The sequence below is a fragment of the Moraxella sp. CTOTU48841 genome (assembly GCF_032061225.1).
GTDB classification, from domain to species: domain Bacteria; phylum Pseudomonadota; class Gammaproteobacteria; order Pseudomonadales; family Moraxellaceae; genus Faucicola; species Faucicola cinerea.
Genome location: NZ_DAMBFQ010000002.1, coordinates 271,068 through 285,611, shown reverse-complemented (window position 1 = coordinate 285,611; position 14,544 = coordinate 271,068). Strand labels below are relative to the sequence as shown.

The window sequence follows — 14,544 nt, the reverse complement described above, 5'->3', positions numbered from 1 at the left end:
TCCTATTAGGTTAGGGGTTCACTAAAATTAAAAAATATAAATCCGCTTTCTGACTGGCATCGAGTGTGCCAACATCTGCTTTGATGCTACTTTGACTTACTGTGACCGTGCCCTGTGTCACGCTTGGTGCTGGTGAGGTTTTTAATGTGGTAAATGCCGGAGCACTGTCAGCGATCGTCACGCTTTTAGCTTGAGTTGCGCTGTCATTGTTGACCGTTAAGCGATAGGCTACACACTGGTTTGGTTTAACCTGTACGGCTGATACGCTATAATTTAACGTGGTTAAATCACTGATACCACAAGGTGTGCTGGCTTGCGATTTTACCAAGCGCAGCTGGTTGATACCCACGGTAGTGACATCGGTATTTTGCACTGAAGTGGCACTCAAGCCTTGTAACGTACCGACTGGTTCAACCACGAGGGTCACTTGACTGGTCATACCTTGCTTGGCAGTGGGTGGCGCTTGCACTTTAAGTAATAACTGAATGGTTTGATTAGAGGCAAGACCTGCATTGTTAGTGATGGTTGCTAAATCACTGGCAATAGGGTCTGTGCTATCTAACAAACCGTTATTATTAGCATCATAGTATAAGGTATAGTTAAAATTATCTTGGTTATTCATCGGCGTCACCTTTAATAGCACTTGACCCATGCTTGTGCCTTCGGTCAGGCTGCCGATGTTTTTTAGGCTGTGTAAATATACCACGGTGCCTGCGACATCTACTTGTCCTTGTTGGTCATTTTGCAGGGTAAAGCCACGATAGGGTTCGACGTTTACTTGATTTTTTATAACATCGCCTTGTCCATTAATGGCGGATTTGACCGCAAACCAAATCGGTAAGCTAGTGTTGGTAATGGTACTGCTAGCTTGTACCACGGCGCAGTAAGTCTTGCTTGTCCCTGCTGCTACACTGCCTGTTTGCGTAATCTGCTTGCCTAACGTGGTACAGCTGGCATCGCCTTCATAAAAATCAACTTGCCACCCATCGGGTAAGCCATTAACTGGGTTGTTCAAATTAATAGCTTGATTGGATGCATACAAGGTGTAGTTATTAGCGATAGGCGCGCTATTATTAACGATTAACGGAAAGACGGCCTTGCCTTGCTGAAGAACTTTACTAAGTAATGCCGCGCCATTATTATCAATGTTGCCTACGCCATATCCTGATTTATCGCTATTGTTATTGTATAAATCAGTAGTACCAATGATTATAGCGCTAATTTCATTACGAACGGCATTGAATTTTGTGGTGTCAGTGACCGAAGTCGCTGTTAAATCGGCATAAATAGCTTGACTGGCGCTACAGTTGGCAGTGGTGCTGATACCTAACTTAATAGCGCGACTAGCCCCAGCTGCCAAGATGCCAGTATCGACAATCCCATCATTATTGCTATCAACTAGCGGTGTGCGGCCATCACTGGCATATAGCTTTACACTCGCACATGCGGGCAATCCTGCTGAGCTAACCGTTAAATTAAAGCTGTCCGTCGTGCTGCCAGTGTTCCAAATATAATCATCAAACAACAACTCTTGTCCAGCGTTGATAGCGGGTTTAGTAGTTAAATTGTCGGGTGCTTGATTGGGGATGCCATTATCACTACTACCGGTTGACGTGACATTTGCAATGACGCCATAAGTATACTGATTGCGATAAATAACTGTATTAGTCTTAGTGGTTCTGATGGCTGTAGTACCATTGACCGCATATTGACTATAATCTGCAGTATTTGCAATGGTTGCCAGCTTGACATCATTCACTGTTGCTTTAAAACTGACGGCGCCTGTAGTTAAAGCGGGAATGTTGGCCAATTCAAACTGTATTTGATTACCGACGACCTTGTATTTGATACCCGTATTGGCAGAGCTTTCGTTATCATCAGTCTCGGTTAAAGTACCACTACCATTGCTCCAGCGAGCGCTGCTAGCTACATACTGTAAGCCCGAATCTAAAATATCTGTCACAATAAGCTTACCCGGCGCACTGCCATTATTGGTGTAGCTTAATGTGTATGTCACATCTTGAATACTATTGCCACTGCTTACACTTTGTGATTTAGTCACTAAAATTACCGCATCGTCAATGATTTGTGCGATGTCATTGACGCTTTGGGTGACGCTACTTAAGGTTTTACTCGTTGCTGTTAAAGTAAAGTTTGCTTGATTGGTCTTGCTAGCTGTCGTGGGTATCGTACCAGCAACAACAATCGATATTGATTCGCCAGCATCTAAAGATAAAGTAGAACCGGTGTTTAGTAAGTTAATGTTATCATCGGGAATACCATTCTGGTCACGGTCAGCAAACACAGCCGCATTAGTTAAATCAAAGTTATCATTCGAGGCTTGCACCAGGTTAAGCGTGTAGCTATCAGCCACATTACCGGTATTAGTAAGAACGTGGGGAAAGTTTAACTTAGCACCAATGAGTCCTACTTGGTTTTGATTATTGGTAAAGCTCAGCGCGCGGACTTCCTGAATCGTTAACGATACTGGATTAGAATCAATGACTAAGGTATTGCCTTGCTCATCGATATAATCACCGCTGGCAATATTGATAATCTGACTACCAGGCAACGGCAGTCCTGCCCAAGCTGACGAGAGCGTGGTAAATAGCACCATTAACAGCACATATTTACTGAACACACGACAAAATTTATCTTGCGTAGATGGGCAATAACGCTGCATATGTGATTTTACCTTGTAGCAATGTTTGTCAAAAAAATTGACTATTTTTATCGCAAAAATAATCCATCATTGATATGTAACAGATAATCCATGTATTAAACTAAGTTTGTAAACTAAAGTATATATCTTTACGATAAATTGCTCTATTTTGACAGTCAAGTGGTAATTAATTACCAACCAACAGTCTATAAACCATTGATGCCTATCATCATACCTTCATAATTTTGTCATATTATCAGCATTTTTAATGCTCATTAGAGAGTCTAACTATGCCAAATAATCAGCCCACTGCTAATAGCAACCTCACTATCAGCAATCATATCACCGATATGCTTGATGACTTACCCCAATCACAGTTTTTAAATGATGAAACCCTCAAAAACAATGATAGACTGCGCCAACAAATGCATGATGACTTGATTGACAGCTATGATGAAGAGATTGAGTCCGAAATGGACGACTACATCCAAGATTTACGGTATGACGGGCAGCCGTTAACCGACAGCCAAAAAATCGCTCGCCATATTTATTTCAATGAATTGATTCGTCTGCAAAAAGAATTGATCAAATTGCAAGATTGGGTAGTAGCAACCGGTGAGCGCATCGTTGTCATTTTTGAAGGTCGCGACTCAGCAGGTAAAGGTGGCGCCATCAAACGTATCACCCAACGGCTCAATCCGCGTGTCTGCCGTGTGGCCGCCCTGCCTGCACCCAATGACCGAGAGAAGACCCAATGGTATTTTCAGCGCTATGTCGCACACCTGCCAGCCGCGGGCGAGATTGTGCTATTTGACCGCAGTTGGTACAACCGTGCTGGGGTTGAGCGAGTGATGGGATTTTGTACTGACGCGCAATACGAAGAGTTTTTTGAGTCGGTGCCAGAATTTGAGCGTATGTTGGTGCGCTCAGGGATTCGCTTAATCAAATATTGGTTTTCTATTTCAGATGACGAGCAAGAGTCACGCTTTATGAGCCGTATTTATGACCCGCTCAAACAGTGGAAACTCTCACCGATGGATTTAGAATCGCGTCGCCGCTGGGAAGATTATACCAAAGCCAAGGAAGTGATGTTTGAACGCACCCATATTCCAGAAGCCCGTTGGTGGGTGGTTGAGGGTGATGATAAGAAAAAAGCGCGGCTAAACTGCATCAACCATCTGCTCTCACAAATTCCCTACCAAGAAATACAACGGGATAATGTGGTATTGCCAGAACGCGAGCATCACGACAATTACCAACGTGAGCCTATCGCTGAAGATATGTATGTGCCTAACGTGTACTAATTTTTTAGTTTACTCCCACAAAAAGGATACGCTATGTAGCCTTTTTTAAATGCCCGCTGTTGTTGGTGAGTTAAGCTTCAGCAGTGGGCAAATCAGCGCTTGAAAAGACTGACTTGAAAACCGCAAATCTGCCCATTGTGTTCTAGGTTCTGCATGGTAATTTGCAAACCATGCAGCTCAGCGATACGGCGCACAATCGACAGACCCAAGCCACTACCAATCTCAGCTTGACCTGCGGGACGAAAAAACCGCTCTGACAGCCGAGCAAGGTCGATAGGTGCAACCCCGTTGCCATTGTCAATAACTGTAATCACCTCGCTATCTAACACTAACCGAATCGTGGTATGGTCAGGGCTATAGCGAATGGCATTGTCCAATAGGTTACGCAGCAAAATGCCGATTAAAGTGGCGTTACCTGTCAAAGGCAAGATAGCTTTGGCATCCACTAACACGTCACGGCGCAATTGGCTGTTTTTTTCGCGGGCACGGCGGTTGACTTCTGAGAGGATGTCATTGGATAGGGCTATCCAATCAATCGGTGCAAAGGTCTGCGGGTCGAGCCCTTGCTGCGGTGCTAGTTTTGCCAAAATCAGCAACTGTTCGACCAGTCGATTGGCGCGCTCATTACTGTGACTGATTTGAAAGCAGTGACTCAGGAGAGCATCGGTTTGGCTATCGGTTAAATTGGCTTGCAAGATGGTTTGTTGTAGCACATCGGTCTGTAGCTTGATGGCGGTGAGCGGGCTGCGCAATTCATGAGAGGCATCTGCGGTAAAGCGTTTTTCACGCTCAAGGGTATCCGCGACTTTATCAAATAATCCATTGAGCGCGTTTAGCAAGGGTTGAATTTCCAACGGTGTATCAACCGATAAAGGGGTTTTATCTTCAGGGCTGCGAGTGCTCAACAAGTCACTAATCCGTTTGAGCGGAACAAACCCTCGTCGCACTGACAGCCATGTCAGCATAATCAATAGCAGCACCCCAATCAGCGAGGGAACGAGTTGAATGGTTAATGATTTATAGATAATCTCTTGACGTGAATTAAGGTTTTGCCCGATGGCAATGAGATGGTTGGTTGCGTCATCGTGCGCATAAAACAGGCGCCACGAGTGACTAAAGGGATTGAGCTCTTGATAGGCACTGGTGTTTTCCAAAAACCCATGTTGTTTGGGCAAAAAAGTAAAATGCTGACCGTCTTTATCAGCCATCAGTAATTTACCGTTTTGATCCCAAATCGCAAAACCCATGTAATCTTCTTCGGCATCCCCTAAATCGCCTGATAGCAAGCCATTTTCAAGATTTAAAATTTTAGGCGCATTGGCAGGGTTGGCGAGATGAAGTTTACCGTCTTGAGAAATACCAATCAGATAGCGGGCTAATTGGGTGATTTGGGTGTCATTGATTTCGTTGATTTCATGCGAAAGCCGCCATACCGATATGAGGGTGATCGATAGCCAAATAATCGGTAATCCGATGAGCAGGGAGTTGAGCAGCTGCCTTTGGATACTATAAGCTTTTTGGGTAGCAGGCGTCATAATGGTAACAGCTTAAAGCGGGATATCGGGGGAATCATTCAGGACGCTGCAATGCAGGATTAAGATAATAGCCAATACCACGCCGAGTGAGGATAAAATCATTGCCGAGTTTTTTTCGCAGGTTATGAATATGTACTTCAATCGCGTTGCTTTCGATATCTTGCTGCCAACCGTATAGCTTATCCTCAAGGCTGGCGCGGCTATGCACCAAATTGGGATAGCTGATAAACTGTTCAAGAACGGTGATTTCTTTGGCAGTCAAATCCACCCATTTACCTTGATAAAAAATTTGCTGCTGCTGTGGCAAGTAGCTGACATCCCCATAGCGGATTTCAGTTTGACTGCGCCCTTGGCTACGGCGAATCAAAGCCTGCAAACGGGCAACCACTTCATCTAAAGCAAACGGCTTGACCAAATAATCGTCTGCGCCAGCATTGAGACCTGCCACGCGGTTGGCAATGGCATCGCGCGCCGTAATAATCAAAACAGGCGTGTCAATCTTTTGCTGTCGCCAATTGGCTAAAATGGTCATCCCATCGCCACGCGGCAAGGTCAAATCCAATAACACGGCATCAAACACCCCTTCATGAATTGCCATTTCACCGAGTTTGGCATCAGCAAACCAATCCACCATCATGTTTTGTTGGCTCAAGCCTTTGACAATGCCATCGGCAATGGTGGCATCATCTTCAATCAGTAAAATTCGGGTCATGAGGGTCTTCCGTGGGTTTTATTTTATTTTTTAGCAAAGGTATTTATTGAACGGTTTTTTCACCCGTTATCATCGATTTTACCAAGTTTTGTTGTTGTAGTCTTCCCATTATAATCGCGGCTGCCACATGTAAAGGGACTAGCACCCAAAGACTATTGGCTAAAAATTCGTGAATCGCTTGGATGCTACCGTCTCCCCAAAATTGGTCGGTGGTTTGCAGATAGCCTGTGACACCCAGCGCGATAATGACGCCCCACAGCGCAAACATCATCAGCGCACCCAACGGATTGTGACCCAGATGGCCTTGAAACTTATGCTGCTTGATGTCGATTATATGCTCGCGAATGTGGGTTGGGGTAGGGAAAAAATTACTAAATCTGGCGTATTGACTACCCACCAACCCCCAAATCAAACGAGAAACTACCAATGCCACGACGGCATAGCCCATGTACTCATGCACATCACTACCACCTTCAGTGACGATAAGGTTGGCAAAAATACCCGCAGCGACTGCCCAATGAGTGATGCGCACCCAAATATCCCAGACTTTGACGGTTTGTGCAGATTGTGGTTGTGGTAACATTGCTATTTTCCATTGTCTAAAATATCAACACGGCTAAGTTAGCCGTGTCAAGGCATAACATTGGCAAACCTACCTCAAATTGCGTTGGTTGGACGGTTTACTTATCCTATCATTAGTCGATTTCTGATTTAACGATTTTGCCGTCTTTGGTATCAAAGTACATTTCGACTTTTTTCCCACCTTTGCTTTTGCCATACATCTCAAAGCAGTTGCCATCAGTTTTGAATTTTTTGATAGTAAAGCCATGTTTTTCTAGTGCTTTTTGAAAATCGGCTTGCGGGATTTGTTCGTTTTTTGGGTGTGCTTGGCAGTTGGCTTCGGCAAATGCGCTGCTGGCTGATAACATAGCGAGTGCCAATAAGCCTGAGGTGATTAATGATTTTTTCATAATGCCATCCTAAGTTTTTGATAAAGTTGTCAGGTCACGGGATAAAGTCGATACTGAGGTATATCCGAGTGGCTGAGTGTATTAAAACAACGTAACCTTAACGAAAACTTAGCTGAAGATGGCGCAATAAAAATTGAAGCGAAAAATTAAAACCACTTGCAAAAGCAAAATTTTTTGGTAAAATGGCACTCCTACTTACGCAAGTAGGTTGTTAGACCCTTTTAGGCATATAGCTCAGTTGGTTAGAGCACCACCTTGACATGGTGGGGGTCGTCTGTTCGAGTCAGATTATGCCTACCAAATACGAAACCCCACAGCCATAGCGGTTGTGGGGTTTTTCTTTGTTTTTGGGGTCAAAAATCGTTACGCTTAATTAGTTTTATTTTGTGCATTTTAGGCAAAAAATGCGTAAAATGCGTATTAATTTACGCCATAATTACGCCAATATTTTGCCAATGAAACTACCCACGCCACGCAAACGCGGTGATGCCTACCGCATTGAGATCATGATTGACGGCAAACGTATGTCTGCCACGCGCGATACGATCAAAGAGTGCCACGCCTGGGCCAGTAAAAAATTACTCGAAGCCAAAGCTGGTCAGCTGCCCACGGCTGACACACGCTCACCGCTTACGCTGGGCGAATTGATGACGATACAGTATGAGTCAGCGCGTCGTCAATCCAAGGGCAAGCGCACGGACCTCGACTACCAGCGCATGATAACACGTGATTATAGCTGGCTTACATCGATGCGTGTCGTCGATATCACCGCTCAAGACTTGACCAGGTACCGTGATATGCGGCTGCAAAAAGTGGCACCCTCTACTGTACTGCGTGATTTTAGTTATCTGTCATCTGTTTTTAGTTATGCAGTCAAAAATCTATTTATCATTGATAAAAACCCATGCTTGGACGTACATAAGCCAAGTAAAAATAAAGACCGCTATCGGCGTATCACTCAAGATGAGATTGATGCGCTACTTATAGCCTGTGATTATCAAGTTAGGCAAACGCCAACGCTGGGTAAACATTATGTTGGTTGGTGTCTTATCTGGGCAATTGAGTCAGCCATGCGACGAGGTGAGATTTTTGGTATGACGTGGGGCGATGTGCATAAAAATCATGTGCATTTGCCCGTGACAAAGACGGATGATCCGCGCGACGTGCCTTTATCACCTATCATGCGTGAGCTGCTTGCTTGTTTACCCAGTTATAATAAGCATGATAAAAAAGATAATTTGTTTGTCGTTAATGTCGAGTCATTTAAAACCGCGTTTGACCGTGCATGTGTTAAAGCCGGCATCAAAGATTTGCAGTTTAGAGATACCAGGCATGAGGCAATCAGTCGATTTGTTAAAACGCAAAAATTGCCCGTTGAGCTTGTAGCAAAAATCACAGGTCATAAAAAGATTGAGACGCTATTAAACGTATATTACAATCCAACTGCGGACGAATTATATAATGCAATGTATGGAGGCAGTGATGACGATTGATGAGATTAAAGAGACAGCATTTGGGCATGGCTTTGCGTTTGGCAAGTACACTGAGCAAATCATTATTGATGACAAACTAAAAGAAGTACTTGATACAAACCATGATGCGATAAAAGCTTATATGGCGTCATATAACGAAGGGTTTAATCTTGGCTTTGCTGATACGCTACGCTATGAGCGCTTTGATGATGTAGAGATAAAATAAAACCCGCTCAATGCGGGTCTTTTTAACTTGCGCGGCGTCTGCCTCGTTTGGGTGCGGATGTAGTGAGCAGGGCAACTGCTTGCTCACGGTTGTAAAGATGTTTGCCATTTGTGCCGATATTGATATTGATGCAGCGATTGACGATGGTTGATTTGCTCAGTGTCAGTTTATCGGCAAGCCAAGCTGCGCTTACGATATCAGGCTCATCATTGGCGCAGTTGATGCCGACAATCTGTCCACCCGCAATCACATCGCCAAGGCATAATCTTGGCGGGGCATCGGCGATAATTTCAATTGTGTAGCGATTAGACATTTTGCACCTCGCTTAGCGGCTCAATCAGATGTAGTGCTAGAATTTTTGATTCATCAATATAAGATTCAGGTTTCGTTAAACTTAGCCAAGCCGTACTATTCTCATTTTTTCGATAAAGCCCAACATCATAAATAACAGGGTACTCATCGGAGTTATTTTGCATTATTAGTATACAAGTCTGATTATCTTGTAGCTGTGTATCGCTTGATAGGTTTTGCCAATCGCTATGCCGCTTAACGATATCAATAGCCGCTTGAAACCCTAAATCCCAATTGTTGAGACGGCAATTTCTAGCTAACTCTTTTTCCAATTTATCAACTAAGACTGTCATTACTATTTTTCCTTCTTACCAGATTGCCAAATTCGTGGTCAATCGCTTGACCTTGCTTGTCCCAAGTTGCATAGCCTGGTACGGGCAACCAATTGCCTTCACCATCTTCAATTACCCGTCCAGAGTAACCATCCGTCTTGCGTTTAAAACCGCAAACATAGTGCCCGTTATCAGTGATACGGTGGTTGGGATGACGCAATCGCCGCCTCATGCGCGTATCTCGACATACGATTTATCAAAATCAAACAAATAGCCGTCTTGCTCAGCAATGCTACGCACCAAGCTAGCGACTTGTAGCTGCAAATCAGTCATCGACTTGGGGTTATAAATTTTTTGCGTATCGATCTCGTACTCAGTACCCACGATATCTGTCATAAAAGAGTCAATGTGATAGCAGCGTTTGACCCCGTCATCGGTAAACTCATCCGGAATAATCTCATCAAGCTTCGTGCTTGGGCACCAATCACCATAAAACTGCATCGCTTTAATGCGGTTGAGCATGTACTCATTGCCTTTACGTCCACAAGCCGATATTTTTACCCAGCCACAGTATTTGCAGCCAACGCGTTTGTTAAGTACGCCGGGGTGAGCATGATGGGTCTTAACGTACTGACTGACGCGCTGCAATTCCACCTCAAACTCACGCTGTTCTGGTGTCATTGCTGCCATTTCGTACACATCCATAATGGCTTGTGCTTTATGCGTTTTTAACCGTGATTTGCGCTTGGCGGCAGCAGTTGACTTTGATATTTTGCGTTTAGTCATGTCGAGCGCTCACAAGTAATTGCTTAATTTGAGCAATACGTTCATCGATTGACTTGGCGTTGCTTGCAGTTGGCGGTTGCTTGCACTCCGCTATCACTTCACCCAGCCATTTGTGTATCTGTTCAGCTTGCTCAATTGATACATCGGTTAGGACAGCAAAGTCTTTTTTATCACTAAACTTGTTTTGTTTATATAACTTAAAAAATAACTTACCGTCCCTAATAAATAAATGAGTCCGGCGATTAAGTGACAGCGTGAGTTGCATAGCGATGCTCCATTACTTTGTTGATGAGGCGCAACATGTCAGCACATGCCGACAAGTGACCATAGTCACCTTCGACGCTCACCCGGTGATGATTGTCTGTACCAAATATGGCAGCCGCCGCATCTGAGTAACCGTTGATAATCGCAAAAGTTTTGTTGTTAGTATTGCCAACGCGTTTACGGTACGTTTGATAGTGACAACACAACACAAAGCTGATATCTGGACAAATGCTATCATCCGTAAACAAGCTATTTTTAAGCTGCTTATTGATGACGCTGGTGACGTTTGAGTGTCTGTCCATGATGACGATGTCATAGGCATCGTATTTTTTAGCCAAATAAGCAAGCTCAAAGTTATACACGTCACGATACATTGCCAAAGATACGATTTTGATTTTGTATTTGTGCTTGAGCGCATGATAAAGACGCTGACAAGCTGATGTGACACCAATGCCAGCCGCGCCATTGACTGCAACAATTAAAGGTCCCATCACGCAGCCTCCGCATCATTACTATCATCATTGGCAGCGTCATCGTCCAATGGCTCAAGGATTGTGCCATTGTCTGCGCTGTCTTTGATGAGACAAAAGAGGGTACAAAAGCTATGCCATTGCGTCGGCTCAATCTTGCATAAACCCCAGTGGATTTGGTTGTTGACAATCACTAGCTTGGCAAACACGTCTTTGACGTCTTGAGCGTTACGCTTTGATGTCACTGTGTTGACGTAATCAGACCAAATTTGCTGCGCTTGGATAAACGCATCCGCGCTTACTTGATTGCTCAAATTTGCCTTTTTGGTGAGCTGGCGAAATAGCTGTGACGGGGTTTTTTGACTAGCCATATACTGCCTCCATTGCTTTGCGAAATTCCACGGCTTCAAGTTCGGTGATGGTGCGAAAGTTGTATTCACGACTTTTAAACTGCTCATTTGCATATAAAGTCCATTTAACTTTGTCCTCAAACACCATGTAATTACTAAGGGTTATCCTGCCGGTTGGAGTTAATGTTGAAGTTAAAACTATGGCGTATGATTTTGATTGATTGATGTCATCAAATGTAATGACATCAAACGGCTCAAAAAACGTGATAATGTCATCGTCATCTGAAAAAGACTGTGTATGAGCCATCCGCGCAAGCAATAAATCAACATACGCAGTGATAAAGGGCGTTTTGCCGGTAAAATAATCAGATAGATTTTGTGGAATATCGCGGTCTTGGAAAGGTCGCACTGTGAGCGTGTCGCGCCAGTTGTCTAGCGCAGCGGCTTGGTCTAAAACAGGGCAATCGTTATCAGCAATGGTCAAGCTACAACCTGCTGCCCAAAAATCGCGGCTTGGCGCAGGGCGCTTGTTGTACCAAAATCCACAGCCGTCGCTATCGCGCGCGTGCCAGTTGGCATCGGTAGGGGCTTTTGACCAGTCAGGGGTATAGGTTTGTTGAGTCATGTCACTATCCCCAAACCATTGCGACAGCAATGACCGCAAATACGAGTAGTGAGGCGATTAGCGCAAGAATAACGCGGTCCGACTGGCTTAATAGGTCTTGTAAGTCGTTGATTTGAGTCTTGAGGTCAGCGTTTTGCTGTTCGACGTGTTTGATGTAAGCGTCACGGACATTAAGATGTGGGTTGTAAAGGTCGATATCATCATCAATCAGCGATTGGTAGATTTCGTTAAGTTTTTCGAGCGGGGTATTACCTGGGATGTTGACAATGGTTTTGGCAAGCCGAGACTTGCCAGGACAGCGCGGCACTTCGATAATTCTTTTTAGCTTGGTTTGGGTGTTGCTTGGATCAGCGGTGGTGATAGTGAGCATAACGATATATCCATGTTGTTGAGCATGGATATATAATTACATTTGTAATTTATAATGTCAATTACTTTTGTAGTTAATATGGCTTAATTTAATTACATTTGAATTATTTTTATAAAATCTCTTTCTGTAATTATTTGTATTTCGACGCCTTGGGCGATTAAATCCTCCGCTTTTCGGTGTTTGCTACTCTTGTCATGCCCTGCAAGTAGGCTGACTTCATGTGTACCAACTACTAGATAATGTAATTTTTTGGAGACACCTGCTTTAACATCAAAGCCATGTTTGGCTGCTAAATTGGCAATCTGCTCACGGCTCATGCTCAGCTCACCAGTAAAGCAAATCGCCATGCCATAAAAACGGCCATCAGTATTGCCTTGTTTTGAGCGAGCAGAATTAGGGTAGGGCTTTATTGATTTTACGGCTTTGGTCAATGGCTTATCAAGCCAATCATGAATAGATGACTGCTTTTCACGCAAAATCGTATTGACGATAAAACCACATGCCTTGGCATCCTCTAGCGCGTTATGGTGCTCAAATTGATAACCCCAGGCTTGGCATACATTTGCAAGGCTATAACCACTATTTGCCCATTTCTCAACTGCTGAGCGCACCATCACGCTACTATCCGCCCATTGCCAGTTGGGTAACGGTAAGTTGGCATTGGTCAAACAAGTGATAATCGCTTTTTGGTCAAAATTGGTATGACTTACCACTACATCATCACCTACAAATTGTAGGATTTTGCCATAGATATCAAATATGTTGGGTGCATCCTTGACGGTACTGGCTGTAATACCGTGTATGTCGATGTTTTTTTGACTAAACGAACATCTTGGATTTATCAAACTCTCAAACGTATCAATGAGTTTGCCTTGTCGATACTTCGCAATCCCAATCTGGCAAATTGACCCAATGTCAAAGTTTGCCGTCTCTACATCCAATGCGACAAAATCCATAACTGCCTCACATCTTGTTAAAGGTATACCGTACACGCCCAAAAATATCAAAATGATTAAACTTGTCCTTATCAACAATTTGGTCGGGATAACGGGTTTTATCCGTATTGTCTGATACCAGCGTGATTGAACCGTCCAAATTTTTAAAGGCGCGCTTACAAATCATCTCACCATCGGCGTTGAAAGTATAGACTTCTTTGCTAATCATGTTCTCAAAATGACACTCTTTGCGATTGACCAGCATCATTGTCTCATCTGGGATGGTATAACCCATACTATCGCCACATGCGTGCATTAGCACTAAGCCATCACCGTCAATTGGTAATTTATTTTCACGCAAAAATTCAACCGTAAAGGCTATTTGTCCTTTTTTCTCTTCATATTCACCATTGACATAACCGCCGCCACAGCTTGCTTTTTTGTCCAGGTAATCAACCAAAACAAGTGGGTAATCCGTGCTACCACCAATGACAACATAGTCAAATGCTGATTCTTCAGACACAACATCTTTTTTTGGCTCATCACGCACTGGCATCTGTACAGGTTCGCCTTCGCCAGTCGCAAGCCATTCCATGCTCACACCCAATGCCTTTGCAAGCCCTGCTGTATGTTGGCTTTTTTTACTGTCTCTATTTTCGATATTACCAATCACAGACGGATCAATCGGTCGCAGCTCACCGGTGTTTTTATCTTTGGCCAAAACCATATTAGCAAGTTGGGCTTGGCTTAATTTTTTTTGCTCACGAAAATATTTTACCCGTTTCCCTAATGTGTCTAATTCAGCGTACATGCGAACTCCAGTAACTTTGAGTGTCAATTTTCCGCGATAATAATTACAAATGTAATAATTTACCAGTTTCAAAAGTAATTGACATATTCAATTACAAATGTAATTATATGCCTAAGTTTTAAATACAAAGGTAATTACAATGTCAAATGCTCATGAGTCATCAATGCTAGATGCTCTAAAAAAAGCCATAACTATTGCAGGCGGTAACGCAGAACTGTCCGAAAAAATCGGTCTTTCACGCACCTCATCAAATGTCAATGTCATGGTTGCTCGCGATAAAAAAGCCTCAGCAAGGTATGTTGTAAAAATCAGCGAAGTAACTGGGGTGCCATGCTATGAATTGCGTCCTGACATTTTTCCAGCCCCCGCTAACGAGTGTGATGCTCAATCAACACAATCAGCATAGCAACAAAACAGCAATAATCACA

The 14,544-nt window shown here is 43.6% G+C and carries 20 protein-coding genes and 1 tRNA gene; 5 read left to right on the top strand and 16 right to left on the bottom strand.

All coding sequences use genetic code 11. The features are described from left to right. Positions 1–10 precede the first annotated feature (10 nt). Positions 11–2,683 carry an autotransporter outer membrane beta-barrel domain-containing protein gene (locus tag RT034_RS04160; RefSeq protein ID WP_313013995.1) on the bottom strand — a complete coding sequence of 891 codons (2,673 nt, stop codon included), beginning with the start codon at positions 2,681–2,683 and terminating at the stop codon, positions 11–13. Between the two features lie 269 nt (positions 2,684–2,952). Between RT034_RS04160 and ppk2 the strand changes: the two genes are divergently transcribed. Beyond that, positions 2,953–3,966, top strand: a complete 1,014-nt coding sequence (gene ppk2, locus RT034_RS04155; protein ID WP_313013992.1) for a polyphosphate kinase 2 — start codon at positions 2,953–2,955, stop codon at positions 3,964–3,966. Between the two features lie 92 nt (positions 3,967–4,058). Here the strand turns inward: ppk2 and RT034_RS04150 are convergent, their stop codons facing one another. The 4 genes from RT034_RS04150 to RT034_RS04135 all read right to left on the bottom strand — a co-directional run bounded on the left by RT034_RS04150 (position 4,059) and on the right by RT034_RS04135 (position 7,184). Further along, positions 4,059–5,501 carry an ATP-binding protein gene (locus tag RT034_RS04150; protein ID WP_313013989.1) on the bottom strand — a complete coding sequence of 481 codons (1,443 nt, stop codon included), beginning with the start codon at positions 5,499–5,501 and terminating at the stop codon, positions 4,059–4,061. A gap of 34 nt (positions 5,502–5,535) precedes the next feature. Further along, positions 5,536–6,213 carry a response regulator gene (locus tag RT034_RS04145; protein WP_313013986.1) on the bottom strand — a complete coding sequence of 226 codons (678 nt, stop codon included), beginning with the start codon at positions 6,211–6,213 and terminating at the stop codon, positions 5,536–5,538. A gap of 43 nt (positions 6,214–6,256) precedes the next feature. Continuing rightward, complete coding sequence (locus tag RT034_RS04140) at positions 6,257–6,796, bottom strand: cytochrome b/b6 domain-containing protein (protein ID WP_313013984.1); 540 nt, start codon at positions 6,794–6,796, stop codon at positions 6,257–6,259. A gap of 112 nt (positions 6,797–6,908) precedes the next feature. Further along, entirely contained in the window at positions 6,909–7,184 is a 276-nt protein-coding gene (locus tag RT034_RS04135; protein WP_007117114.1) for a PepSY domain-containing protein, read from the bottom strand. Between the two features lie 223 nt (positions 7,185–7,407). On the opposite strand from RT034_RS04135, the gene RT034_RS04130 reads away from it, so the two are divergent. From RT034_RS04130 to RT034_RS04120, 3 genes are all read left to right on the top strand, one after another. After that, positions 7,408–7,484 (top strand) — tRNA-Val (locus RT034_RS04130). Between the two features lie 104 nt (positions 7,485–7,588). Further along, positions 7,589–8,677: a tyrosine-type recombinase/integrase gene (locus RT034_RS04125; RefSeq protein ID WP_313013981.1), complete on the top strand. Its 1,089-nt coding sequence runs from the start codon at positions 7,589–7,591 to the stop codon at positions 8,675–8,677. Beyond that, entirely contained in the window at positions 8,667–8,882 is a 216-nt protein-coding gene (locus RT034_RS04120) for a hypothetical protein (protein ID WP_313013979.1), read from the top strand. Before RT034_RS04125 ends, RT034_RS04120 begins: the two co-directional genes overlap by 11 nt. Before the next feature lie 22 nt (positions 8,883–8,904). Here the strand turns inward: RT034_RS04120 and RT034_RS04115 are convergent, their stop codons facing one another. From RT034_RS04115 to RT034_RS04065, 11 genes are all read right to left on the bottom strand, one after another. Next, positions 8,905–9,195, bottom strand: coding sequence for a hypothetical protein (locus RT034_RS04115; RefSeq protein ID WP_313013976.1), 291 nt, complete (start codon positions 9,193–9,195; stop codon positions 8,905–8,907). Further along, the gene (locus RT034_RS04110) at positions 9,188–9,526 is read right to left on the bottom strand and encodes a hypothetical protein (protein ID WP_313013973.1); all 339 of its coding nucleotides are present in this window, start codon (positions 9,524–9,526) and stop codon (positions 9,188–9,190) included. The genes RT034_RS04115 and RT034_RS04110 overlap by 8 nt, the downstream gene beginning before the upstream one ends. Further along, a complete protein-coding gene (locus RT034_RS04105) occupies positions 9,510–9,737 on the bottom strand; it encodes a hypothetical protein (protein ID WP_313013971.1) in 228 nt (75 codons plus the stop codon). Before RT034_RS04105 ends, RT034_RS04110 begins: the two co-directional genes overlap by 17 nt. Further along, positions 9,734–10,291, bottom strand: a complete 558-nt coding sequence (locus RT034_RS04100) for a hypothetical protein (RefSeq protein ID WP_313013969.1) — start codon at positions 10,289–10,291, stop codon at positions 9,734–9,736. The genes RT034_RS04105 and RT034_RS04100 overlap by 4 nt, the downstream gene beginning before the upstream one ends. After that, entirely contained in the window at positions 10,284–10,556 is a 273-nt protein-coding gene (locus RT034_RS04095) for a hypothetical protein (RefSeq protein WP_313013967.1), read from the bottom strand. Before RT034_RS04095 ends, RT034_RS04100 begins: the two co-directional genes overlap by 8 nt. Further along, on the bottom strand, positions 10,534–11,046 hold the full coding sequence (locus tag RT034_RS04090; protein ID WP_313013966.1) for a hypothetical protein: 513 nt from the start codon (positions 11,044–11,046) through the stop codon (positions 10,534–10,536). The genes RT034_RS04095 and RT034_RS04090 overlap by 23 nt, the downstream gene beginning before the upstream one ends. Next, on the bottom strand, positions 11,046–11,396 hold the full coding sequence (locus RT034_RS04085; protein WP_313013963.1) for a hypothetical protein: 351 nt from the start codon (positions 11,394–11,396) through the stop codon (positions 11,046–11,048). The genes RT034_RS04090 and RT034_RS04085 overlap by 1 nt, the downstream gene beginning before the upstream one ends. Then, positions 11,389–12,000, bottom strand: a complete 612-nt coding sequence (locus RT034_RS04080) for a hypothetical protein (RefSeq protein WP_313013961.1) — start codon at positions 11,998–12,000, stop codon at positions 11,389–11,391. The genes RT034_RS04085 and RT034_RS04080 overlap by 8 nt, the downstream gene beginning before the upstream one ends. A 4-nt stretch (positions 12,001–12,004) precedes the next feature. Beyond that, positions 12,005–12,370: a hypothetical protein gene (locus tag RT034_RS04075; protein ID WP_313013959.1), complete on the bottom strand. Its 366-nt coding sequence runs from the start codon at positions 12,368–12,370 to the stop codon at positions 12,005–12,007. A 92-nt stretch (positions 12,371–12,462) separates the two neighbouring features. Further along, positions 12,463–13,326 (bottom strand): exonuclease domain-containing protein, encoded by an 864-nt coding sequence (locus tag RT034_RS04070; RefSeq protein WP_313013957.1) that lies wholly within the window; start codon positions 13,324–13,326, stop codon positions 12,463–12,465. A gap of 7 nt (positions 13,327–13,333) precedes the next feature. Next, a complete protein-coding gene (locus RT034_RS04065; RefSeq protein ID WP_313013955.1) occupies positions 13,334–14,116 on the bottom strand; it encodes an XRE family transcriptional regulator in 783 nt (260 codons plus the stop codon). Positions 14,117–14,255: 139 nt separating this feature from the next. On the opposite strand from RT034_RS04065, the gene RT034_RS04060 reads away from it, so the two are divergent. Continuing rightward, positions 14,256–14,522, top strand: a complete 267-nt coding sequence (locus RT034_RS04060; RefSeq protein ID WP_313013953.1) for a transcriptional regulator — start codon at positions 14,256–14,258, stop codon at positions 14,520–14,522. Positions 14,523–14,544: the final 22 nt, after the last annotated feature.